Raw genomic sequence first — 23,649 nt, forward strand, 5'->3', positions numbered from 1 at the left:
AGCCTGCGATGGAAGTACAACAGTATGTGGAACGTCTGGAAACCGGCCGGCCGGAACTGGCCCGGGAATGGCTGGCAGCCCATCCCGCCGTTATGAATGCGTCGGATGACCAGGGCGTTCCGGTGGTGCTCCGCGCCATGGAAACCGGCAGCGAACCCCTGATCCGGTATCTGGTGGAAGATACCGTGACCAAAGTGGCCGTTCGTGACCGGGATGGGGCCGGTGTGCTGCATTATGCGGCGCGGCGGGGCAGCCCTTCCCTGTTGGCCTACCTGGTGGAACGCCTGGGGTTTGATCCCCTGGAAAGCGACGGCCATGGCGAAACTCCACTGGAAACCGCCCGCCGGTTCGGCAACGCTGCTGGGGAAGCCTATCTGACAGCGGCAGCCGGTTTCGGGGCGGAAGAGGGCTTCAAAAACCCCGTACAGCCCGGATTCATGCCGGACCCGTCCATCGTGCGTGTGGGGGAGGATTACTATATGGTCAACTCCTCCTTCACCTGGTATCCGGCCCTGCCCATCTCTCATTCCCGGGACCTGGTCCACTGGGAGCGGATCGGCTATGTCTTTACCCAGGAAAATGCCCCCGGTCTGCTGGAAGGACTGGACAGCGGCCACGGGCTTTGGGCGCCGGACATTTCTTTCCAGGACGGGCGTTTTTATGTGACGGTGACCCTGCGCCGCAACGACAATGACCCCCATCCCCGTGCCCAGCTTGTTACCAGCGCAGCCCGGCCGGAGGGACCTTATGACCCGCCCGCCGTACTGGAAATCGACGGCATCGACCCTTCCCTTTTCACCGATGATGACGGAAGCCGGTATATGCTGCTCAACCGGGGTGCGCGGCTGGTGCCCCTCAGCGCCGATGCCCGCACCGCGCTGGGCCCGACGGAACTGATTTGGGGCGGGCAGGACCATCGGGCCAGCGAGGGACCCCACATGTTCAAGAAGGACGGGTGGTACTATCTGCTGCTGGCCGAAGGCGGGACCGGTATGGGCCACCATATCACGGTGGGGCGCAGCCGCCATCTGCGCGGCCCCTACGAGCGGTGCCCCCACAACCCGGTGCTGCAGCAGCGGGACCCTGCGGCGCTGCTGCAGAAATCCGGGCACGGTGATTTTGTGGAAACCCAGGCGGGAGACTGGTGGGTGGTATACCTTTGTGCCCGCCCGGTGGATGGATTCTCCCCCCTGGGCAGAGAAACCGGCCTGGACCCGGTGAGCTGGACGGCTGACGGTTGGCCGGTGGTGAACCGTGGCAGGGGACCGTCGGCGCTGCAGCGCCGCCCTGCGCTGCCGTTCTTTGAGCCTGCTCCCATGAGCCCGGACCCGGAGGCTCCCAACACCTTCTGGGCCAGCCAGCGCTGTCCCACGGGCGCCCGCTGGGAAGACGGTGTCCTCACCCTGCCGGGCAGCCCGCTGCCGTTGGAAGAACGGGACAGTCGGGCGGGCCTTTACCGGCGCCAGACCGCGCTGTGCTGCCGCTGGAGCGCCCGGCTGCTGGAATCGGAAGGAGACGCCGGACTGGCTGCCTACTATGATGAATTCTCCTTCCTTCTGCTGGGCCGGGAGGCAGAGACCGGGGAGCTGGTCGCCCGTATGCGGGACGGCAGAGCGGACCGGGTCCTGGGCCGGGCAGCCCTTCCGGCAGGACCGGTCTGGCTGCGGATGGAAGCGGAAAACCTCACCCGCCGCCTGCTGTACAGTACCGATGGAAAGACCTGGAGTCTTCTTGCCCTGGTGGAACGGGCGGAATGTCTGGCCGATGAAGGCGTGGGTTTCGGAAAGCGCTTCACCGGTACGATGCTGGGCGTCTATGCCGTGGGCGGTGCGGCCCGGCTTGACCAGCTGGAAATGGGTGATTTATGATGAAAGACGGGGAACATCGAAGACGCCCTGTGTCCATGAGCTCGCTGCGTCAGATTGCGGCGCTCTACCACGGCCATTGGGGACAGCTTTTCTGGGCGGTGCTCTGGTTCGTCATCAAGCATGCGCCCGCCTACGTGACGCCGGTGGTCACCGCCAATATCATCAACATCGTGACCGATCCCGCACACCATACCATGGGAGAATTCTGGATCAACCTGACGGTGGGCTGCCTTTTTGTGGCGCAGAACGTTCTTACAGCCTGGCTGCATACCCGGGCGTACTCCGGCCTGACCCGCGGTATCGAGATGGAACTGCGGGGGGCCATGGTGGACAAGCTCCAGCATCTGTCGGTCCAGTTCCACACCCGTACCCAGTCGGGACGGCTTCTCTCCAAGGTCATGCGGGACGTGGAAAATGTGGAGCAGATGCTCCGTTCCTGCTTCGGCACACTGGTGCCGCTGGTCACCAGCGTTACGGCGGCGGTGGTGGTCACTGCCTTCAATGACCCGCGAATTCTCTGGCTGTATCTGCTGGCGGTGCCGGTGGCGGGGTGTACGGTGGGGGCTTTCCGCCGTCCCATCCGCCGCTCCAACCGCAGTTTCCGGCGGGAGATGGAAAAGACCCAGGCCGCGGTGGGGGAAATGCTGGAAATGGTCCCCGTTACCCGGGCTTATGGCCTGGCTGACCGGGAAGCAGAACGGATGAACCATCTGCTGGCCGGGGTCAAGGATTCGGGATTTCGCCTGGATACCACCAACTCGGTTTTTGGAGCTACCAGCTGGGTGGTTTTTCAGCTCTTCCAGATGATCTGCCTGGGCTTTACGGGTTCGCTGGCTTACCGGGGGATCATCAGCGCCGGTGAAGTGGTGCTCTACCAGAACTATTTCGGTCAGATCGTCACGGCGGTGTCGGGGGTGGTCAATCTTTTCCCCACACTGGCCCGGGGTCTGGAATCCCTCTCCAGCATCAATGAGATCATGCAAGCAGATGAGGTGGAACCCAACGGACAAATTCCTGCTCCCGTACCTCTGCGGGGGGAAGTCTGCTTTGAGGGCGTGGCCTACCGTTATCCCGACGCTCCCGGTCCGGTCCTGAGGGACTTTACCCTGCGGGTGCCGGCGGGGCGCAGCGTGGCCATCGTGGGGCCCAGCGGTGCAGGAAAAAGTACCCTGCTCAGCCTGCTCATGGGGTTCATCCAGCCGAATGCCGGTCGGATCACGGTGGACGGCATTGATTTGACGGAGATGGAACTGAAAAGCTACCGCAGTCAGCTGGCTGTGGTCCCTCAGAACACCATCCTGTTCTCCGGTACCTTGCGGGACAACATTGCCTATGCCGCACCGGGTGTTTCGGACGAGGAAATCTGGCGCGTCATCGACCAGATCGGCCTGCGGGACCTGGTGGAAGGGCTTCCCGGCGGATTGGATGCCAGCTTGTCTGAACATGGCGGAAACTTTTCGGGCGGGCAGCGCCAGCGCATCGCCATTGCCCGCGCCCTGATCCGCCATCCCCGGATCGTGATTCTGGATGAAGCTACCAGTGCGCTGGATTCCGCCTCGGAGCAGCTGGTGGCACAGGCCACACAGCGGCTCATGGGACGCTGCACCACCTTCATGGTGGCCCACCGTCTGTCCACCATCCGCAGCGCCGACCACATTGTGGTGGTGGAGGATGGCCGGGTGGCCGAACAGGGCAGCTACGAAGAACTGATGGCCCGCAAGGGGCGGTTCTATCAGCTGAAAGTCCTGCAGCAATAACTCTGCCGGGGCGGGAAAGGAGAGCAGTATGTCCGATACAAACAAGATCCTGTGGTACGACCGCCCGGCCCGGCGGTGGGACCAGGCACTTCCTGCCGGAAACGGACGGCTGGGCTGCATGCAGTTTGGCGGCGTCTACGAGGAATGCTGGCAGCTCAATGAGGACTCTGTCTGGGACGGGGGCCGCCAGACGGCCAACGGCGAACAGCGGGACCGGATGAATCCCGATGCCCCGGAAGCATTGCCACGGGTGCGGCAGCTTCTGCGGGAAGGAAAGGTGGCTCAGGCAGAAGACCTGGCCCGGCGTGCCCTGACTTCCGTTCCGCAGGGGCAGCGCCGCTATCAGCCACTGGCAGATCTGCGGATCAGCTGGCTGGGGGCACGGCAGCCCTGGTCGGAGTACCGCCGGGAACTGGATCTGGAAACAGGACGTCTGCGTGTGGCCTTTTCCGTAGGCGGCACCCGGTATACCCGGGAGACCTTTGTATCTTATCCGGACCAGATCATGGCTGTCCGTCTGACGGCACAGGGGGAGAAGCGCCTCGCCCTGGAGATCCGGCTGACCCGGGACCGCTGGCGGTATGAGCGCGGCGGCAGGGAAGGCAATAATACCCTTTGGCTTTCCGGCGGACAGGACCTGAAGTTCTGTGCCATGGTCCGGGTGACGGAAACCGACGGCCGGGTGGAGGCTTTGGGGGAGACCATGCAGGTCCTGGATGCCCGCAGCGTTGTGCTGCTGGTGGCAGGGGCCAGTTCCTTCCGAGAACTCAGCCCCGCAAACGGCTGCCGGCGGATGGTGGAACAGGCGCAGACACTTGGCTGGGAGAAACTGTCCCGGCGGCAGCGACAGGATTTTGTGCCGCTGATGGCCCGGGCGGGGCTGGAACTGGACGGGGCGGACCGCAGTTTCCTGCCCACCGATGCCCGATTGGCTGCCTACGCTGAAGGGGCGGCGGACCCTGGCCTGGAAGCACTGTATTTTGCCTACGGGCGATATTTGCTGGCGTCTTCCAGCCGATCCGGTTCTCTGCCAGCCAATCTTCAAGGCATCTGGAACCACCGTATGGACCCGCCCTGGGGCAGTAAGTTTACCATCAACATCAACACCGAGATGAATTACTGGCTGGCAGCCCGCACCGGTTTGGCCGAATGTGAGCAGCCTCTGTTTGATTTGCTGGACCGGCTGCGGGGACCCGGCGGGCGGGTCGCCCGCCGGATGTACGGCTGCGAGGGATTCTGTGCACACCACAACACCGACCTTTGGGCAGACGCTGCACCCCAGGATTGCTGGCTTCCCGGCAGTTACTGGCCCATGGGAGCCGCCTGGCTGGCAACGCACCTCTGGGAGCATTACCGGCGCACCGGCGACAGGCAAACGCTGGAAAACCACTACACCACATTGTGCGGTGCGGTACGGTTTGCCCTGGATTTTCTGGAAAAAGACCGGAACGGATGGTTGGTGACCAACCCTTCTGTTTCGCCCGAAAACAGCTATTTCCTTCCGGATGGCACGGTGGGACGGATGTGTGTGGGCGCCACCATGGATGAGCAGATCCTGCGGGAACTGTTTGGCGGCTTCCTGCAAGCCGCGGCCTTGCTGGGAAAAACCGGAAAAACCGAAGAGGAAACGGCGACGGCTCTGCCGCTGCTGCGCCCCACTGCCATCGGCCCCGACGGACGGATCCTGGAATGGGCTGAACCATGGGGAGAACCCGAGCCGGGACACCGGCATATTAGCCAGCTGTTCGGTCTGTTCCCCGGCAATGAAATCGACCCCGATGCGACCCCGGAACTGGCCGCAGCGGCGGAGCGGTCCCTGCGGTACAGGCTGACGCACGGCGGTGGGTACACCGGGTGGAGCCGCGCCTGGACGGTGGGGCTGTGGGCCCATCTCCATCAGGGAGAGGAAGCGGAACGGAATCTGCGGGCTCTGCTTACCGAATCTACCTTTGAAAACCTGATGGATAATCACCCCAGCAAAGAAGGTCCGGTTTTTCAGATCGACGGAAACCTGGGAGCGGCTGCGGCCATGGCCGACTGCCTGGCCCAGAACGGTCCGGCGGGACTGCGTCTTCTGCCGGCTTTGCCGCCGGGATGGTGCCGAGGTTCTGTACACGGACTTTGCCTGACCGGAGGCATTCGGGCGGACCTGCGCTGGCAGCAGGGAAGGCTGGAGGAAGCGTGCCTTTTTGCAAGCCGCCCCTGGACGGGGACTCTGCGCTGCGGCGAGGCACAAACACGGCTGACCCTCTGTGCAGGCCAGACGGTCCGACTGGACAGCATGTTGAAACAGCAAATCGTGTAAATGAATCGTCTTCCTGGCGAAAAAGGCCACCGAAAGGTGGCCTTTTTCCTTGTGAAGCGTAAAAAATGCGGCGCCTGCCACGCCGCAGTAGGGGAGGTGCTATGATGGAAGTCCCAAGCCTTTTTGTAGGGAGAACATCGGGATATGGAAACAGTTTTTTATGAATGTACAGGATGCAGTATCAAGCAGATTCCTTTTTGGGAAAGATGTCGAATTGCCAGAAGACAAGTGGAAAATTGGTGTCAGAACTCTTGAAAAAACTATGCGGGCTGGAAACGGCGTATCAAAAACATGTTTTGAAAAAAATGATCTATGAAAAGCATCGTACAAATGATTGTTTTCTTTTTCTGTGAAGTTCAGTTGTCTCAAAAATAGTTGCATATGATTCAGTTGGACGTAGTAGTCTGGTCGGAGAACTGTGACAGACAGGCAAATAGCATGATTCAGCGCCGGAAATTGTGTGGTATGCACAACTTCCGGCGCTGTTTGTGTTGGCTATAAAAGAATGTTGGAGCGTACAAACGCTACACGGGACCGACTGGGAAGAGGGAGCGGTCAGAGGATGGTCAGGATTTCCGCTGTTCCCGCCTTACACGTTTTGGGAGAGCTTTCCTCCGGCAGCACTTTACCACCGCTCCCATTGGTTCTCCTTTCGGGATGGTCTTTTATTCCAGCTCAAAAGCGCCGGTGTACAGCTGGTAATACTGCCCTTTGGCGGCGATGAGTTCCTGGTGGCTGCCCCGCTCGATGATGCGGCCATGGTCCAGCACCAGGATGACGTCGGCGTTCTGCACCGTGGACAGCCGGTGGGCAATGACAAAGGTGGGGCGACCGTCCCTCAGTAGAGCATCCGCAGCAGTTCCGCGCAACGGTCGATACCCAGAATGCCGCTGTCCAGGCAGATCTGGTAATTCTTCACATTGCCCCATTTTTCGTCGGTATAAAAGCGGTGCCAGGCCGCCCGGCGTTTGTCCTTTTCCCGGATGCGGGCCTCGGGAGCCTGGTCCCGCTCGCCGTACACCTCCACGATGCGCCGGGCACGGAACGCTGCGTCAGCATGGATGAAGGCGGTCAGGCAGTCCGCCTTGCCCCGCAGGATGTAATCGGCACAGCGTCCCACGATGACGCAGGGCCCCTGCTGCGCCAGGTCCAGGATCACCTGCCGCTGGGCCTGCCAGAGCCGGTCCTCGTTGGTGGGACCGAAAGCCCGGTTGGAGGAAAAGGCTCCCAGCAGTCCCGCGGGGGCGGATTCCTCGGTGGCCTGCACATAGGACGGGGCAAAGCCGCTTTGCAGGGCGATCTTCTCGATGAGTTCCCGGTCGTAGCAGGGAATGCCCAGCTGCCCGGCCGCCGTCTTGCCGATGGTCCGCCCGCCGCTGCCGAATTCCCGGCTGATGGTCAGAATGCGATGGTTCATACAGAGTCCTCCTTTTGTTTCAGTTGTCCGTAGGTTTGCCGGATCAGCACCAGCGCGATGAGGAAGGTCAGCAAATCCGACACCGGCATGGAGTAGAGCACACCGTCCAGCCCGAAGAACCGGGGCAGCAGCAGGGCGAAGCCCACGCCGAACACCACTTCCCGGATCATGGACAGTGCCGTGGATTCCGCCGCTTTGCCCATAGCCTGCAAAAAGATGAAGCAGGCCTTGTTGACGCAGGCCAGGATGATGAGGCAGAGATAGACCCGGAACGCTTTGAGGGCAAAGTCGGTGTAGTAACTGCTCTCGTTGGCGGCGCCAAAAATCGAGATGAGCTGCCGGGGGAAGAACTCCGCCAGCACAAATTTGACCCGCTGGGAAAGAAAGGGAAAATCGTCTATATGTTAAGAGAAAAGCCAACAAGTGAACTTAACAACTTAAGTTTTTGTTATGTTTCTTCACTTATTGCTGCAATTCCTCTTATGTTGCTGCGACTCTTTCTTTACTTTCCGTCCTGAATCCGGTATTTAACCCGGTTGCCGTAATGGACCGAAGTCAGCAGACCGAATCGCTCGAATTTAAGAACGAAGCTCCGGATTGTGGCATAAGCCGCATCGCCGAAGTCTTTTTCCAACCGCTTGGTGGAAAACTCTTCGCTGCCATAGGCCGCGAGGACAAACTGCCAGAGCGCCCGCTCCTTCTCGGTAACCTTCCCTTGCCGCAGCGCCTCCTCGAAAGCCTGTAGCGTCCGGGGCTGCGGCTGATCTTCTCCCAGCCGGTGATACACCGATTCTGCAAAATAGGCCAGGAACGGCGTCACATCCAGCACGCCGCTGATCTGCTGATTCTGTTCCACCCGGGTGTACGCCTTATAATACCGGGCGCAGCTTTCCTCCACAAAGCGGGACATCGGCACGAACAGTGCCGACAAATATCCCTGCTGCACCAGATACCACAAATGAAGCAGACGCGCCATCCGACCGTTTCCGTCAAAGTAGGGATGCAGATAGGCAAGTGCGAAATGCAAAACAGCCGCTTTGATCAGGTCATTCTGTGCTGCTTTTTCGGCAGCAAATGCCGTCAGTTCTTTCATGTAGGCCGGCAGCTTCTGCCAGGGCAATCCCGTATGTTCCGTTTTGCTGTCAATAACCGTCACTCCGTCATTGCGATACCAATGCCCCGGCAGTAAACGATCCTCTTCCGGCAGAAAGTCGCCAATGGTCATCTGATACAGCCGAAAGAGATTTTCCTCCGTGATGGCATGGGACCTGTCTGCGATAAATTCCAGTCCCTGTTTCATGCCACAGATGCGATGCTCCTCATCATTCTCGGGTGCCTGACCGGATAAAATCCGGCGCACGCTTTCCCTGCTGGTGTCAATCTGTTCGATTCGGAATGTGGACAGGATTTCCTCTTCCATCGCCCTGGTTCCATACAGACGGGTACTCTGCTGCGGTGTCAGCAAAACACGCGCCGCCGACAGCGGAATTGGTACCGCCTTGTCCAGGCATACCATGGAATTCCCGTCAAAGTCATGCAACGGCAGTTCCTGATAGAAATACTGTTTGTGCAGTGCGAGGAATTCCTGCAGATTGTCCTGACCGTATTTATACCACATCTTTTTGAGGTCCAGCCGTCCAGGGTCTGAGAGCATCTTGGAAAATACGGAAGCGTCCATGGGAGAATCTCCTTAATAATAAACAATAGCGTCAAAAATTTTAGTATGACATATATCGGCATTAATAAAAGCTCGTTTTAATTAAAAATATGTTTTTGATAGCAATACATAGTAAGTACAATCGTTAGCATCGCCGCCCATGATGTAATGTATAGAGGGTGGAATACACCAAAAAACATTACATCATGACTGACGGCTCATTTGTGGCGAATGAAAAGACAGTTATGATAAAGGAGGGATGCCCTCAAACCTACCGTAACTGTCAACCACATTCCCACGAAAGGAGCCTTGTATGGAACTGACTTACACCAAATGCGGCGACTATCTCATTCCTGACCTTGTGTTATCGGATACCAAAGAGTACCATATCGGGAAATATGGCCGGTTGCGCCGTGCCTACTTAAAAGAACACCGGCCCATTCTGTATACCGATCTCATTGTCACTGAAAAGTTGTTTCCCCACTTGGAGGAAATCGACATCGCCTGTCGGGAGCGACTGGAAATCATTGAAAAAGCCATGATGCAGCAAGAGGGTGTCACGGAAACCCTGAAAACTGCCGACCAGATAGCATGGGTGCGCTCCATGAACTCCATCCACAACAGGGCCGAGGAAATCGTCCTGGCTGAGCTGGTCTACTGTTGAGGGAGGGAACGCAATGATTTTGGAAGCCATGTATAACGGGGAGTTTTATCCCTGTGAAACCGTTGTTCCCACGTCCCCGGAATACCGCAAGGCAGTCCAAACCTGTGCGGCGTTGATGGAGCAGTTATCCCAGCGGCTCAGTAAAGAGGACTATGCTCTGGTGGAGGAGCTTCGGGCGCAGAACGCTATCGCCCAGTGTGAGGAAAGTGAGAGCCATTTCAAGTATGGCTTTTTAGCGGGGCTGATCGTCCAGCAGGAAGCCCATGAACAGCTGCAAAACAAGAAATAGGCGATGGCCGAAAAAGCCCACGCAGCCGGAAAGAGAACCGGAGGCGTGGGCTTTCTGTGTATATGGTTATTCTGTCAGGGCATCCGAAGTTTCCGCAAGCAGCCGGTCAAAGTCGCTCTGATAGGTCCGATCCTGCAAAACCCGGAACTTTTCAAACTCTTTCTCGGCAAAGGCTTTGGCAATGGCGGCGGTCACCTTGCCCTTATCATGCAGAATATCTTCCTCGTTGAACTGTAAAAATGCGTCAAGCCGCTTGACCCAATCGGCCATATACATGACATTTCCACGGCGGGCCTGCCGTTCCGCATAGTCCAGGTACATGGTGACAATCTCGTTCAGGTTACGCATTTCCGTTTCGTTCAGATAGTTTTTAGCAACGGTGACATCCGATTTGCGGATGCGGCCTTTGGGGGCGTTTTTCCATGTGGTCAGCCCCATGTTGGGCTTGGTGCTGTCGGCACGGCCGTATACGATCTCAGCGGCGGTATGATGGGTGACCGCATAGTGGAGCTTATTCTGCACCGTTGCGAAAAACTCCTTTGTGATGGGGCTTTCCACATCGTAGTCAGCGCTGCACTGGGAATAGATGTCCGTGATTTTCTGGTAGAACCTTCTCTCGCTGGCCCGGATGTCCCGGATACGCTCCAGTTGTTCCTCGAAATAATCCTTGCCGAAAAAGTTTTCCGGCTCCCGCAGCCGTGCGTCATCCATCACATAACCCTTGATGATGAACTCTTTCAACACCCGGTTTGCCCAAATGCGGAACATGGTCGCCTTTTTGGAGTTCACTCGATACCCCACAGCGATGATGGCGTCCAGATTATAATAATTGGTCTGATACCGTTTCCCGTCCGCCGCAGTTGTTTCCATTTTGGAAACAACTGAATCCTCGCTCAGTTCGCCGGATTCAAAGATTTTTTTCAGATGTTTGGAAATGGCCGCTTTCTGCACCTCGAACAGCTCTGCCATTTTTGCCTGCGTCAGCCAGAGATTTTCCTGAAAGAGCAGGATTTCCACCCGCACCTCTCCGTTTTCGGTCTTGTAAAAGAGGATTTCTCTGGTTTCATACGGGGTCAGCCCCTGTTCCTCGCTCATTCCTCGTCACCTCCATATCGTTTTGGTAAGTTTGGATTGTATTTTGTAATTCATTTACAAAATGCCAGGTATTCCATTTACTTCTTTCGATGAATCGTATTGGATTCCCATAATAAGTTCTTTTCCAAATATACCATATCAATAAGCTGAACGCCGCATTCAAAGATAGGGTGATCATAATTGTCCGTGAAAAAGTTTTTGATACGATGGCTTTCTATAAAACCGCATTTCTTATAAAAAGGGAGCGTCAGCTGACTGTCACCCGTCCCCACACGAAGAATACGAAAATTATCACGGTATGTCTGCTCAATAAACTCAATCATCCGTTTTCCGTAGCCCATGCGCTGGCATTCCGGCAGAACAGCAATATTCTTGATTTCAAGAACTTTGCTGCCTTCGTCAGTAACAACACATTCCGCTTTTACGCCATTTTCCTCCAAAACATACATCGTACCTTTTTCAAGATACCGGTCGATCATATCTTCCTGCTCGTCCGCAAGAAAAAGCAGGCTCATGTATCTCTTTTTATTATCCTCAATTTTGCTTATTTTCATCAACTGTCATCCTCACATACTTTACATTCCAACTGGCAGTCATACGGCTCGGTTTCTACATGAGACTGATTGTAGACAGCCGCCTCTGCACAGCCCATTTTGTGATAGAATGCCTGGCTTTCAACGGCTGAATGGGCTGAGATGTACAACTTTTTTGCTCCATGTGCCTTTGCCCATTCTTTCGCTGCTCGAAACAGTGCAGTGCCAACCCCTTTTCCTCGCATATCCTCTGACACATGGATACTTGAGAGGTCAAGGTATCTGTGATTTCCCCCAAAAAGTTTCGGTTCAACTGACACGAAACCTTTCAACACCCCTTCGCAGAAAGCAGCATATACCAATCCACCTGTTGCTGCTGTGTTTCTCAGGCAGGAAACCAGGAATTTATAATCCGCTTCGCTCCAATCGTCAATAAACGGATCATCTTTGATAATCCATTTTCCGTTTTCTTTTCGCCTACATTTAACAACAGTTTGATGCCGTACAAAATGTCTAAATAGCTCTCGGCTTATCTCATTCTCTTGTAAGTTTTTATATATAATCTCCATTTCTATTATCCATGCAGCTCCCTTTGGTGTTTACTTTATTTTCAAATTCTGGATTCCAATAAATGCCGCTCCAATCGAACGCAAAATGATTTATCGGGTCTCTCCAAATGTCTAATTTTTAACGATAACCGTTTCTATTTCAAATCATAAACATACATCCTCGACAAATCTACCTCACCATCGCCCTGCGCCATACACAGGAACTTCCATCCGTAGCGCTCATAGAAGCCTGTGTGGTCTGTAATGAGATATAAGGTTTCCAGGCCAAATGAACGCATATCCTCACAAACATATTCCAGCAGCTTTCCTGCAATTCCCTGACAACGGTAGTTTTCCTCAACATATACCGCGCAGACATTTGGCGTCAAATCCTTGCGGTTATGAAAATCGTTTTCGATGACCCCAATACCACCAATAATCTGCTGATTCTCGACTGCAACATACCACTGCGGAACAATGCTTTTGCCCGTCAAGCACTCCTGTATGCTTCCCGCATATTCTTCAACTGGAATATCCCACTTGGAATGAAACCACTCTGCGGCCTCCGATGCCAGTTCGCTGTGTTCCCTGAGTTTCAGAATTTCCATAGCGTATCATTCCTCCTCATCTCCGCCCTTTTTAGAACGGCTCTTGTAGACATTGTACTGGTTCTTGCACCGTGGGCTGCAAAAGGCAGCGTTGGATCGGCTGCCCAGGAACACCTTCTGGCAGTGCTTACACAGGCGCAGGGGCTGGTCGCCGTCCACCAGCATGAAGCTGAACATCATCTGAATACCCAGCAGCAGGGAGTGAAAATCCCAGTAAATGGTGGGCTTATCCAGCAGCTCAATGTGGTAGGTGGGGGCAATCCCGCCAAATGCGGCCATAGCCTTGCGGTGCAGCCCCCGTTCGTCCTCGCCCATGAAATCATAGTCATTGTAGTAGAAAAAGGCGGTGGTCAGCGTAAAGGCCCAGTCCTTGAACTGTTGAGCAACCCACTCGTAGGGTTCCGCATATTCCCGCTGGAAGCTCATGTTTTTCGCCATCGGCTCGTCCATGAAGGTCATGGTCAGGGCAATCATCGTCCGGTCACCGGACACATTCCATGTGGATTCTATGCCTTTCTTCACCAAGTCCAGCTGGTCAAAAGGATAAAACAGGGACAGGTATTTGTCTGTCGCCATGGATTCTTCCTTAATGAAGTGGTTTTTCGGCAGGTATACCGCCTCATAGTCCATAAAGGACGGCGTGGTGGGCAGGGCGGTCATCAGCCCCAGCAGGCCGTACCGGGTGATAAACTCCATTACCGCCTTTTCCACTTCTGCTTCCGGCTTGCGTCCCATCATCAGCATCCCCACATTCAGCGCATCCAGCACAATGTTGGGGACCTCTTTCAGTGGATTGTAGACGTCCGGCTTTGCGCTCTTGCTGGGGGTGATATACCGCTTGCCATCTTCCGCTGTTTTCAGCTCATAATGATCGTACCGCACCCAATGGGAACGGGATTGTTCAAATAAATTTTTCATCATACACGCCCTTTCTCCTTAATCGTCCCAATTATCAGGGGCGGTTTTTCTTTTTTCTGCGCTTGGTCTTGTTCTCCCGCCGGATCACGGCATCCTTGCCCTGTTTCTTTGCGATTTTCGAGTATTCCTCCAAAAAATGGCGTTCCCGCAAGGTCAGGCTGCCGCCATGCTCCTGTTTGCCGCACAGATGGTCATACATCTGGCGCTGCAATTTCTTGTGGATGGTCTTTCGCAGCTTGCGGATATTGCGGTCAGACTGCCCACGCACAGCGGCAAGCCTGGTGGTGCTGTACAACCGCAAAGAGAGGAAATACAAAACCTCCTTGTGTTCCTCGCTCAGTTCTTCCACCATGCGGGAAACAAAGGGATCGGCGGTCAGGTTGTGCATCTCATAGGGGCAGTCAAACAGGATGTCCAGAAAGTTTCCGGCCATCAGCTGCCGGTATGCGGGGTTGTTCATCCAGCGGGGAATGAGCTTCGGTTCCGGCACCGCCTGATATTCCAGCGGCACATCCCCACGAAGGTTTTCGTGGTCCCGTTCCCGGCGCTCCCGGTTCCGGTCCAGCTTGTTCCATTCCTCCACCACGGCCCGGAAATCCTTTTCGGTGCGGGCCGCTTCCTCCAACCGCCGTATGGCCTCGGCCCGCATCTCCCGTTTGAGCCGTTTATCACTGACCGGGGCAGCTTCTTCTTCCTCGGTTTCCAGTTCGGCATCATAGTCAATGGGATGCTCGTCCTGCTCCAGCTCGCTTTCCAGCTCGGCCAGACGTTCTTCCGCAAGCGCCTGTTCCAGCGTTTCTTCCGCCCCTGCGCCTGTCCCATCGTCCCATCCGGTGAAGCCACCCTCGGTATCCAGAAGCTCGTCATCAGACAGATACGCCATGACCCCACCTCCTACAATAAAGTTACGGTTCAAGGCGCGGCAGCCAGCCGCGTCTTTTTCCATCTCAAAGCCGAAGCTGTTAGAATGGGAGAGCAAATTGCCTGACATAGCTCACCTTGGGCCGACACGCCCGTAAATGAGTCCGTCAGCCGCCTCTCTCATTCGCAGCATTCGATTTGCGCAGGTTGTACCACCGATTTGCGGTGCGTTCGCGTCACCCAGGAGATTGAACAGGCGATGAGTAAACGGCGGAAAGCCATATCCAATCAGAAGGAGGAGCAAAATGAACGCAGTAGGGATCGACATTTCCAAAGGGAAAAGCACGGTGGCTGCCCTGCGGCCAATGGGTGAAGTGGCATTTCTGCCACAGGAATTTCTCCATACCGAAGTTGGTTTGGAGCAGATGGCTGGCGCCATCGTCGCATTGGGCGAAGATACCCGCGTCATCATGGAATCCACAGGCCGTTACCACGAACCGGTAGCGGCAGCACTACATGAGTACGGGATCTACGTCTGCGTCCTGAATCCGCTGCTCATCAAGCAGAGCGGCGGCGGCTCCATCCGCAAGGTCAAGACCGACAAGGCTGACGCTCTGAAGATTGCAAAGTATGGCCTTGACAACTGGGTGGATCTGCGGGAATATACTCCCATGGATACGATTAGACAACAACTGAAGCTGTGCAGCCGCCAATACAATCTCTACATGAAAACAGTGGTGTCGCTGCAAAACAATCTCATTTCGCTGACCGACAAGACCTTTCCCGGTGTAAACGAGCTTTTCTCCAGCCCAGAGCGTGCTGACGGCCACCAGAAATGGGTGGATTTTGTCATGACCTTCTGGCATTGCGATTGCATCTGCCGTGCCAGCGAAAAGGCGTTTACAGAACGTTACCAGAAGTGGTGCAAACGCAAGGGATACCATTTCAGTGCAGAGAAGGCGCTGGACATTTACGCCGGAAGCTGTGGCCATTTTACGACACTGCCGAAAAACGAGAACACAAAGCTGCTCATTGTCACGGCTGCTCAACAACTTCTGGCGGGAAAGACCACGCTGGCCACTCTGCGGGCGGAAATGACGCGGCTTGCATCCCAACTTCCAGAATACGAAACCGTGTGCGCCATGTACGGCGTTGGGAAAATAACTGCCGCGCAGCTTATGGCCGAAATTGGAGATGTGCGCCGTTTCCCGCGCCGCAGCTCCATCGTGGGCTTTGCAGGTGTTGATCCCGGCGTGGATGAATCCGGCAAGCACAGCGCAAAGAGCGTTCCCACCACAAAGCGAGGCTCACCACATTTGCGTAAAACACTCTACCAAATCATCTGCACATACCTGAAAAAGTCTCCAGCGGATGAGCCGGTGTACCAGTTCCTTGATAAGAAACGCGCAGAGGGCAAGCCCTACTTTGTCTACATGACTGCCGCTCAGAACAAGTTCCTGCGCATCTACTACGCCCGCGTGAAAGAATGCCTGGAGGCTTTTGATACAGAACCTGCTAAGCAATCGTAATCTTTAACAACCGAATTTCTTTCCGGCTGGCGAGATGCTTTCTCTCCGGTCTGGTTTGTTGTACCTTTTTTAGCCTCGCAAAATTTGCGGGACTTTTTTTATTTCATCTATTGACTTTTGTTTGCAGGACTCTTTTCAAAAAAATATTTTGCGATTTTTCAAAAATGGTTCCGTTTTGCACCCCGGATTTCTCCTATTAGTGAAAGAGTAATCTAAAAACAAGTTGCTTGGGTTACATTGGCTCGTTCACGCAGGAGAAAGGGGGCTTTCGTCATGTTCAGGCTTGACACAAAAAAGTAGTAGCATAATCACAGGTTACAAACAACGGAACTATAACAACAGTATACACCGGATGCGCTGAAAGCGCAAGAAAGAGAGGTTCTATGGCAGATAAAAACGCCGTGTTTCTGACCCGGCACATTGGCAAGACCACCTATAAAGTTCGTGTCTATCTCAGCGAAACCGCCGAGGAAACGATGGAAGATAAAATTCTGCGGCTGATCCGCAATGACGGGCTGGCAAACCAGCCGGAATGTGGTATAATGGAACTGCCACAAATGAGCCGTCCGTCTGAAAGGAGCGCCTGATATGGCAAACAGACAGACGGAAGAAAAAATCACTGCGCTCTATGAGCGCCTGTCCCGTGACGATGACCTCACGGGCGACTCGAACTCCATTCTGAATCAGAAACGTTATCTCGAAAGCTATGCAGCACAGCGGGGCTACACCAATATCGTCCACTACACAGACGATGGGTGGTCCGGCGGCAACTTTGACCGTCCCGCATGGAAACGCCTTGTGGCGGACATCGAGGCGGGAAAGGTGGCCCATCTGCTGTGTAAGGACCTAAGTCGGATTGGCAGAAACTACTTGCAAACCGGCTTTTACACCGAGGTAATGTTCCGACAGAATGGGGTTCATTTTGTTGCTGTCGCCAATAACATTGACAGCGAGGAACAGGACAGCGGCGAGTTTGCACCCTTTCTCAATATCATGAACGAATGGTATCTGCGTGACCAGTCCAAAAAGGTGGCGGCGGCCTACCGGGTGAAGGGCAAGGCGGGCAAGCCCACCACCAACAACGCCATCTATGGCTACAAAAAAGACCCGGAGGATAAAGACCACTGGCTGGTGGACGAGGAAGCCGCTGCCGTGGTGCGGCGGATCTTCCGGCTTGCGGTGGAGGGGCACGGCCCCCATGAGATCGCCAAGATACTCACACAGGAAAAGGTGGAGTGCCCCGCCTATTATCTGGCCCGCAACGGCAGAGGCAGCCGGAAGAATACTGTGGACACCAGCCGTCCCTATGACTGGTACGGCTTCACGGTCAGCTCCATGCTGACCAAGCCGGAGTATATGGGGCACACCGTCAATTTCCGTTCTTCCAAGAAGTCTTACCGGGATAAGCGGGTAAAAAATGACCCGTCCGACTGGCTGATTTTTGAAAATACCCATGAAGCCATCGTTGACCCGGAAACCTGGCAGCTCGCCCAGCAAGTGAAGCGGACGGTGCGCCGGACGGATACCACCGGCGTCGCCAATCCCCTGACCGGCCTTGTGTTCTGCGCCGACTGCGGAGCCAAGATGTATAACCACCGGGGCAAACGCAAAAAGGACGGGCGGGAGTATGGAACCGACTTCTATAACTGCTCCACCTATACCCTGACCTTTGAGCGTGAAACCCAGATGTGTTTTTCCCACACCGTCAGCACCAAAGCCCTGAACGCCCTGATTCTGGAAACCATCCGCTCCACCGCCAGCTATGCCATCCAGAACAAGGAGGAATTCATTCAGAAGGTTCGCAGCATATCACAGGTTCGCCAGCAGGAAGCGGCCAAGGAGCTGAAACGCAAGGTCGCCAAGGAGCGCAAACGCAGCGCCGAGCTGGATGTGTTGATTAAAAAGCTGTATGAAACCTATGCTATGGGCAAGTTGGAGGAAAAACGGTTCGAGCTGCTGTGTGCAGAATATGAAAAGGAACAGGCCGAACTGGAACAGCTGCTTGCCTCTGAGCAGGCACAGCTGGACCAGTTTCATGAGGACACGGACCGTGCCAGCCACTTTCTGGCGCTGGCACAGAAATATACGGATTTCACCGAGCTGACTGCCCCCATGCTCCATGAATTTGTGGAAAAAATTCTGGTCCATGCCCCGGACCGAAGCACCGGAGAACGGGTGCAGGAAATTGAGATTTACCTGAACTTTATCGGGAAATTTGAAGTGCCCATGCCCGAACCCACCGAGAAAGAACTGGCTGCGGAGGAAAAGCGCCGCCAGAAGCGCATCCGCAACCATGAAAAATACCTGCGTCAGAAGGAGCGCAAACAGAAGATTGCCGAGGGGCTGATCGTTCCGGGCGAACCGTACCAGCTGGTGTGCCAGTGCTGCGGAGAGCCGTTCCAGTCTGTCCGCCCCAACGCTAAATTTTGTAAACCCGCCTGCCGGGAGAAGTTCTACCGGCAGGAAAAGCGGAAAGCCAAAGAAACGGAAACATCACAAACTGCATAAGGACTGCGGCCTGCCCCAACAAACCGGGCGGGCCGCTTTTTTTATGCCCTGAAACGGAGGGATTTTTATGACACTCTTTGAACTGGTAAAACAGAATATTTGTGTGCCGGATGTGGCGGAACACTATGGGCTGCAAGTCAACCGAAACGGGATGTGCAGCTGTCCGTTCCATGAGGACCGACACCCCAGCATGAAGCTGAACGAGCGATATTTTTACTGCTTCGGCTGCGGAACCACCGGCGATGTGATTAACTTTGTGGCAAGGCTGTTTGGCCTGAACAGTTACGAAGCAGCGCAGAAACTGGCACAGGATTTCGGGATTGGCCCGGACAAGCCGCCTGCGGCAATCGCTTTACCAAAACCTGAGCGTCCTCAGCTGAAAGCATACCGGCAGGAGGAAGTACACTGCCTGCGGGTGGTGTGTGATTATCTGCATCTTCTGGAAAGCTGGAAGGTGCAGTACGCACCCAAGACACCGGAAGAAGCTCTGGATGACCGGTTTGTGGAAGCCTGCCAGATGCTGGACTATGTGGAGTATCTGGCGGATTTGCTCATTGCCGCCGAGCTGGAACAGCGGGTGAAAATCGTGGAAATGCTGAACAAGGATGCCCTGATCGTCGGTTTGGAGGAACGGCTGGACAGGCTGAAAAAGGAGGACGATGCCCATGAAAAACAAAGCGCAGCTTGACGGGATGCCCGTCTGGTTTGATGGAAAAAGCATCAACGAAGCCCTGTTTTGTGAGGAGTTCTTGCAGACGCACAAGATTATCTTCACAAACGGGGCTTTTTTCACGCCCGAAGGCCGTGTGACCGATGAGCTGCCCCTGCGAGGAGAAATTTTTGAGGAGCTGAAATGCTGTGCGGTCAGCAACATTCCCCGCAAAATCAGCAACATTGTGGAGCTGATGAAACTGGCGGCGCTGGTGGAGGATTTTCCCCCGGAGCCGGATCGGATTCATCTTTCCAACGGCACGCTTTTTCTGGACGGAACCTTTGCGAAAGGAAAGCCGAAAATCGTCCGCAACCGTTTCCCCGTGTCCTACAAGTCCAACGCCCCAAAACCTGTTCTCTGGCTGCAATTTCTGGATGGCCTGCTCTACCCGGAGGACATCCCCACCTTGCAGGAATATATCGGCTACTGCCTGATTCCCAGCAACAAGGGACAAAGGATGATGGTCATTAAGGGCAGCGGCGGCGAGGGCAAGTCGCAGATCGGCGCTGTGCTGGGAGCTTTGTTCGGTTCCAACATGAAGGATGGCAGCATCGGGAAAATATCCGAGAACCGATTTGCCCGTGCGGATTTGGAGCATATCCTCCTGTGCGTGGATGACGATATGCGAATGGAGGCCCTGCGCCAGACCAACTATGTGAAATCCATCGTGACCGCCCAGGGCAAGATGGATTTGGAGCGCAAGGGCAAGCAGAGCTATCAGGGATGGATGTGCGCCCGGCTGCTGGCCTTCTCCAACGGGGATTTGCAGGCGCTGTTTGACCGGAGCGACGGATTTTACCGCCGCCAGCTGGTGCTGACCACAAAAGAAAAACTGGCTGGTCGTGTGGATGATCCCGACCTTGCCGAGAAGATGAAAGCCGAGGTGGAGGGGATTCTGCTGTGGGCTTTTGAGGGATTGCAGCGGCTGGCAGCCAACAACTTCAAGTTTACCGAAAGTGACCGCACCAGAGAAAACCGGGAAGCAGTCAAACGGGACAACAACAATGTATATGATTTTCTGGATTCTGACGGGTATGTTCGCCGGAAAGCCGATCTATCTGCCAGCTCCAAAGAACTGTACGAGGCATACCAGATTTACTGCACCGAGAACAATCTGCCTGCCCTGAAACCCCGCAGCTTCAGCGAAGCCCTGATTGCCTGCCAGAGCCGCTACAATCTGGAATACTGCAATAATGTGACCAACGCAGCCGGACGGCGGGTGCGTGGATTTCTGGGGATTGAGGTACTGGTGAGAAATCATATATCAGTGTTTTCCGGTGATTCGATGCGTACGTACGTACTGGAAGATGTGCCGGAGGAATGGCGGCGCTGAACCGTGTACGTACGTACGCTTTGATTGACCCTTGTTCTCCCTTTTATAGCAATTCGGCGGCTATGGCAGTCAGAATCACCGGTCAAATCCCCATGCTAAATCAAGGCAAGTGGGAATCGAAAAGTATTTGACGGTTGGAAGAAATCATTTTGCGAAACAGTGCTTCTCACCCCGGTGAACCGGGTGCATGGAACCATGGGAAATTGCACGGTTTCAAGCCAAATCACACGAAACAGAAAAGTCGGAAGGTGCGACCTGTGGACAGGACATCGCACCGGCAATTCTGAACGGATTTGGTGACAAGGGGATTGTTCACGACACAGCGAAGCGGTTATGCCAGACGGCGTACCGGCTTCGCTTTTTTATCAAGTAAATTTAGGAGGATTTTTTATGATGACGGTACGCAACGAGATTAAGGCACAGATCGTCCGGGCCGGATACACCATGCAGGAGGTAGTTGACCGGCTCCATGAGGAATACGACTGGTCGGACAGTGTTTCCAACCTGTCGGCCAAGCTCCAGCGGGAATCTATCCGCTATAAGGAGGTTGTGGAGCTGGCCGATGTGCTGGGCTATGACATTTATTGGGGTCCCCGCAAAGGCGATGCCTTTGTGGGGAGAGGAGGAGCAGCGGAGCGAGTGAGCTTTCGCACCTGTGCGGAAGCGAAGGATGCACAGCTTGCGACGACGAGGCAGAAACGGAGGTAAATCTATGACAAGTGAAGAAAAGAAACTGTTGCAGGCAAAGCACCGCTTGGAGGAAGCCCAGGCACGGGATCGGGTGAAGGAGCGAAAAGCCCGGACAAGGCGGCTCATTCAGGAGGGCGCAGTGCTGGAAAAAGTGCTGCCGGAAGTACAGGCGGTAGGGCTTGACAATCTGGAAGAATACCTGCGGCGAAAGCTGGCAGGATACGATTGAAAACGGCTGGGAGGTCTCCGGGAAACCGGGGGCCTTCCTCTTTTTTATCCCGAAGGGCGCACTTACTCACCACCCGCAAGCGGGCGGTGGTATCCCTCCCGTTGGTCGGGCTCGTGCGCTCTTCACGAAGCGTCTTTCTCAGCCGCTTCTCCAGAGGGAGCAGGCAATGCCGCAGGCGGACATTGCCTGTGCAGCCGGCTGCTGTGTTTTGCTTTAACACCAAAACAGTTGTGAAACAACCAGCCGCCTGCCTGCGCAAAGCTGCCGGTGGCAGCTTTATCGCAGTTATGAGCATCGCTCCGGCGACGCACATTTTCTTTTTGCGAAAAAAACAAAACGAAGGGAAGGTGAAAACGAATGGCAATCTACCATTTGGAAGCAAAAGTGGTCAGCCGGGGCAATGGACGTTCCGCTGTTGCCGCTTCCGCCTATTTGAGCTGTTCCAAGATTTTGAATGACTATGACGGGATACAGCACGACTTCACACGAAAGAAAGGGCTTGTATGGCAGGAGGTGCTTCTGCCTAAATTTGCTCCGCCGGAATGGAAAGACCGCAGCGTTTTATGGAATGCGGTGGAGAAAAATGAAAAAACGAAGGACAGCCGCCTTGCCCGTGAGTTTGTTCCCGCTCTCCCCATTGAGCTGACACCGCCACAATGGCAGGAGCTTCTGACAGATTTTATTCAGAACAATTTTGTTGCCGATGGGATGTGCGCCGATGTTGCTGTCCACGATCCACACCCGCCCGGACATAATCCACACGCCCATATCATGGTAACGGTTCGGCCTCTGGACGAAAAAGGAAACTGGCAGTACAAGACTGAGAAAGAATATCTCTGTGTCCGAAACAGCGAAGAAAGGGGCTTTACCGCCGCCGAATTCAAAGCGGCGCAGGCTGATGGGTGGGAGAAGCAGTACCCTTACAAGGTCGGTCGCAAGAAGGTATATCTGCCACCCTCCGAAGCGGAAAAGCACGGGTATGAACGAGTCAGCAAATACCCAAAAAGCACGAAATACGGAAGGCAAAATCCTACCTCCGAGCGTTGGAACAGCGAAGAACAGCTTGTCCAGTGGCGCAAGGCGTGGGCGGATGCAGCGAATCGTTATCTGGAACGGTACGGCCATGAGGAACGCATTGACCACCGCAGCCATGCAGAACGGGGATTGGAGGAACAGCCCACCATTCACGAGGGTGTTGCCGCCCGTGCGTTGGAACATCAGGGAATCATCTCTGACCGCTGCGAGATAAACAGACAGATCAAAGCAGACAATGCTTTGCTTCGTGAATTGAAAGCCGCCGTCAGAAAGCTGGCACAGGCAGTCAAAAACACGATTCCCGCCCTTGCGGAAGCGATGGAAAGACTGCGTGGCAATATGATAATCTTTCGCTACCAGCTTCGCCATATCGGTATGGGAAAACACCGTATGAACGAGCATATTCGGGCGGTCATACCAAAGCTGGAGCGGTATATGGGCTTGGTACGGCAGATTAAGGAAAAAACGAAGGAACGGAAAAATCTGCTTGCCGAGAAAAAGGAAACGCCATTTTATCAGATACCAAAGCTGCGTGACCTTACCCGACGCATTGCGGAGCTGACGGAAGAATTGGAAGAACTGAAAACGGAAAAGGAAATGCTGCTCCGCTCTCTGGATAGCGCTGATGATACCGGCATTTCTGCGGTGAAGAAGGAGATTGCCACGTTGGAGGGTGCGCTGCAGAAGCTGTCCGAGCAGGAGGCGAAATATTCTGCCGAGCTTGATGAAGCCTTGAAGCAGTATGTCGAGCTGAAAGAGCAAGCTGCCGGCATGGACGCCGGCGAGCTGATGGATGCACGGCTTGTCGTTCGTGATGAAAAAGAGCGCTCTGCCGTTGACAAAGTGAAAGCCGCCTACGGCGAGAAATATGATCCGATGATGATGCACGACAGTAAGCGTGATGTGGCAAGTCTGCTCCATGAGGATGCGGAGATACGCTCCATCCGTGAACGTCTGCGTCAGAAACAGCAACAGCAGGCACAACAGAAACAGACCAAAAAGAAAAGTAGGAACAGTTGGGAACGGTAAAGTTCAGCGGGAGTGCATTTTGAACGATGCACTCCCGCTTTTTCTGTTTTATTCGTGAAACTGA

At 54.9% G+C, this 23,649-nt stretch carries 21 protein-coding genes and 3 pseudogenes; 14 read left to right on the forward strand and 10 right to left on the reverse strand.

The annotated features are described in order from the left end of the window. Window positions 1-8: 8 nt before the first annotated feature. From AC127K_RS08245 to AC127K_RS08260, 4 genes are all read left to right on the forward strand, one after another. Window positions 9-1,868 carry a family 43 glycosylhydrolase gene (locus AC127K_RS08245; RefSeq protein ID WP_483720192.1) on the forward strand — a complete coding sequence of 620 codons (1,860 nt, stop codon included), beginning with the start codon at window positions 9-11 and terminating at the stop codon, window positions 1,866-1,868. Then, the gene (locus tag AC127K_RS08250; RefSeq protein WP_483720193.1) at window positions 1,865-3,625 is read left to right on the forward strand and encodes an ABC transporter ATP-binding protein; all 1,761 of its coding nucleotides are present in this window, start codon (window positions 1,865-1,867) and stop codon (window positions 3,623-3,625) included. The genes AC127K_RS08245 and AC127K_RS08250 overlap by 4 nt, the downstream gene beginning before the upstream one ends. 28 nt (window positions 3,626-3,653) lie before the next feature. Continuing rightward, window positions 3,654-5,930: a glycoside hydrolase family 95 protein gene (locus tag AC127K_RS08255; protein ID WP_483720194.1), complete on the forward strand. Its 2,277-nt coding sequence runs from the start codon at window positions 3,654-3,656 to the stop codon at window positions 5,928-5,930. A gap of 160 nt (window positions 5,931-6,090) precedes the next feature. Then, window positions 6,091-6,246 carry a hypothetical protein gene (locus tag AC127K_RS08260; RefSeq protein WP_483720196.1) on the forward strand — a complete coding sequence of 52 codons (156 nt, stop codon included), beginning with the start codon at window positions 6,091-6,093 and terminating at the stop codon, window positions 6,244-6,246. Window positions 6,247-6,595: 349 nt separating this feature from the next. On the opposite strand, the pseudogene AC127K_RS08265 reads toward AC127K_RS08260, so the two are convergent. The 4 genes and pseudogenes from AC127K_RS08265 to AC127K_RS08280 form a co-directional block, all read right to left on the reverse strand. Beyond that, window positions 6,596-6,781 (reverse strand): annotated as a pseudogene (locus AC127K_RS08265) (hypothetical protein); the annotation flags it as partial. Next, the gene (locus tag AC127K_RS08270; RefSeq protein WP_483720197.1) at window positions 6,769-7,347 is read right to left on the reverse strand and encodes a cytidylate kinase-like family protein; all 579 of its coding nucleotides are present in this window, start codon (window positions 7,345-7,347) and stop codon (window positions 6,769-6,771) included. The gene AC127K_RS08270 and the pseudogene AC127K_RS08265, both read right to left, overlap by 13 nt. Continuing rightward, window positions 7,344-7,718 (reverse strand): annotated as a pseudogene (locus tag AC127K_RS08275) (MATE family efflux transporter); the annotation flags it as partial. The pseudogene AC127K_RS08275 and the gene AC127K_RS08270, both read right to left, overlap by 4 nt. A 131-nt stretch (window positions 7,719-7,849) precedes the next feature. After that, entirely contained in the window at window positions 7,850-9,025 is a 1,176-nt protein-coding gene (locus tag AC127K_RS08280; protein WP_483720198.1) for a Fic family protein, read from the reverse strand. Window positions 9,026-9,317: 292 nt separating this feature from the next. On the opposite strand from AC127K_RS08280, the gene AC127K_RS08285 reads away from it, so the two are divergent. Together AC127K_RS08285 and AC127K_RS08290 are read left to right on the forward strand one after the other, a co-directional pair. Next, complete coding sequence (locus AC127K_RS08285; protein WP_087415738.1) at window positions 9,318-9,668, forward strand: TnpV protein; 351 nt, start codon at window positions 9,318-9,320, stop codon at window positions 9,666-9,668. Window positions 9,669-9,681: 13 nt separating this feature from the next. Beyond that, a complete protein-coding gene (locus AC127K_RS08290; RefSeq protein ID WP_483720199.1) occupies window positions 9,682-9,957 on the forward strand; it encodes a DUF6809 family protein in 276 nt (91 codons plus the stop codon). 66 nt (window positions 9,958-10,023) lie between these two features. Here AC127K_RS08290 and AC127K_RS08295 read toward each other — a convergent pair whose 3' ends face one another. From AC127K_RS08295 to AC127K_RS08320, 6 genes are all read right to left on the reverse strand, one after another. After that, a complete protein-coding gene (locus AC127K_RS08295) occupies window positions 10,024-11,052 on the reverse strand; it encodes a virulence RhuM family protein (protein WP_087348945.1) in 1,029 nt (342 codons plus the stop codon). Between the two features lie 77 nt (window positions 11,053-11,129). Continuing rightward, window positions 11,130-11,606 (reverse strand): GNAT family N-acetyltransferase, encoded by a 477-nt coding sequence (locus AC127K_RS08300; protein WP_087171134.1) that lies wholly within the window; start codon window positions 11,604-11,606, stop codon window positions 11,130-11,132. Further along, the gene (locus AC127K_RS08305) at window positions 11,606-12,154 is read right to left on the reverse strand and encodes a GNAT family N-acetyltransferase (protein ID WP_087249496.1); all 549 of its coding nucleotides are present in this window, start codon (window positions 12,152-12,154) and stop codon (window positions 11,606-11,608) included. The genes AC127K_RS08300 and AC127K_RS08305 overlap by 1 nt, the downstream gene beginning before the upstream one ends. Window positions 12,155-12,288: 134 nt before the next feature. Next, on the reverse strand, window positions 12,289-12,741 hold the full coding sequence (locus AC127K_RS08310) for a GNAT family N-acetyltransferase (RefSeq protein WP_087249498.1): 453 nt from the start codon (window positions 12,739-12,741) through the stop codon (window positions 12,289-12,291). 6 nt (window positions 12,742-12,747) lie between these two features. Next, window positions 12,748-13,662, reverse strand: a complete 915-nt coding sequence (locus tag AC127K_RS08315; protein WP_483720201.1) for a DNA gyrase inhibitor YacG — start codon at window positions 13,660-13,662, stop codon at window positions 12,748-12,750. A gap of 31 nt (window positions 13,663-13,693) precedes the next feature. After that, window positions 13,694-14,542 (reverse strand): sigma-70 family RNA polymerase sigma factor, encoded by an 849-nt coding sequence (locus tag AC127K_RS08320; RefSeq protein ID WP_483720202.1) that lies wholly within the window; start codon window positions 14,540-14,542, stop codon window positions 13,694-13,696. 283 nt (window positions 14,543-14,825) lie between these two features. Here AC127K_RS08320 and AC127K_RS08325 point away from each other — a divergent pair, with 283 nt between their 5' ends. The 8 genes and pseudogenes from AC127K_RS08325 to mobQ all read left to right on the forward strand — a co-directional run bounded on the left by AC127K_RS08325 (window position 14,826) and on the right by mobQ (window position 23,585). Continuing rightward, entirely contained in the window at window positions 14,826-16,049 is a 1,224-nt protein-coding gene (locus AC127K_RS08325) for an IS110 family RNA-guided transposase (protein WP_087185407.1), read from the forward strand. Between the two features lie 383 nt (window positions 16,050-16,432). After that, complete coding sequence (locus tag AC127K_RS08330) at window positions 16,433-16,636, forward strand: transposon-encoded TnpW family protein (protein ID WP_002595096.1); 204 nt, start codon at window positions 16,433-16,435, stop codon at window positions 16,634-16,636. A gap of 1 nt (window position 16,637) precedes the next feature. Then, window positions 16,638-18,557: a DUF4368 domain-containing protein gene (locus tag AC127K_RS08335; protein WP_483720203.1), complete on the forward strand. Its 1,920-nt coding sequence runs from the start codon at window positions 16,638-16,640 to the stop codon at window positions 18,555-18,557. A gap of 67 nt (window positions 18,558-18,624) precedes the next feature. Further along, window positions 18,625-19,245 carry a CHC2 zinc finger domain-containing protein gene (locus AC127K_RS08340; RefSeq protein WP_483720204.1) on the forward strand — a complete coding sequence of 207 codons (621 nt, stop codon included), beginning with the start codon at window positions 18,625-18,627 and terminating at the stop codon, window positions 19,243-19,245. Then, a complete protein-coding gene (locus tag AC127K_RS08345) occupies window positions 19,223-20,602 on the forward strand; it encodes a DNA primase family protein (RefSeq protein ID WP_483720205.1) in 1,380 nt (459 codons plus the stop codon). The genes AC127K_RS08340 and AC127K_RS08345 overlap by 23 nt, the downstream gene beginning before the upstream one ends. Before the next feature lie 393 nt (window positions 20,603-20,995). Further along, window positions 20,996-21,202: pseudogene (locus AC127K_RS08350) on the forward strand (LLM class flavin-dependent oxidoreductase); the annotation flags it as partial. A 112-nt stretch (window positions 21,203-21,314) separates the two neighbouring features. Further along, window positions 21,315-21,521, forward strand: coding sequence for a DUF3847 domain-containing protein (locus AC127K_RS08355; protein ID WP_087235256.1), 207 nt, complete (start codon window positions 21,315-21,317; stop codon window positions 21,519-21,521). Between the two features lie 357 nt (window positions 21,522-21,878). After that, a complete protein-coding gene (gene mobQ, locus AC127K_RS08360) occupies window positions 21,879-23,585 on the forward strand; it encodes a MobQ family relaxase (protein WP_483720207.1) in 1,707 nt (568 codons plus the stop codon). Window positions 23,586-23,649 lie beyond the last annotated feature (64 nt).

The organism is Subdoligranulum sp. DSM 23681, from assembly GCF_057005535.1.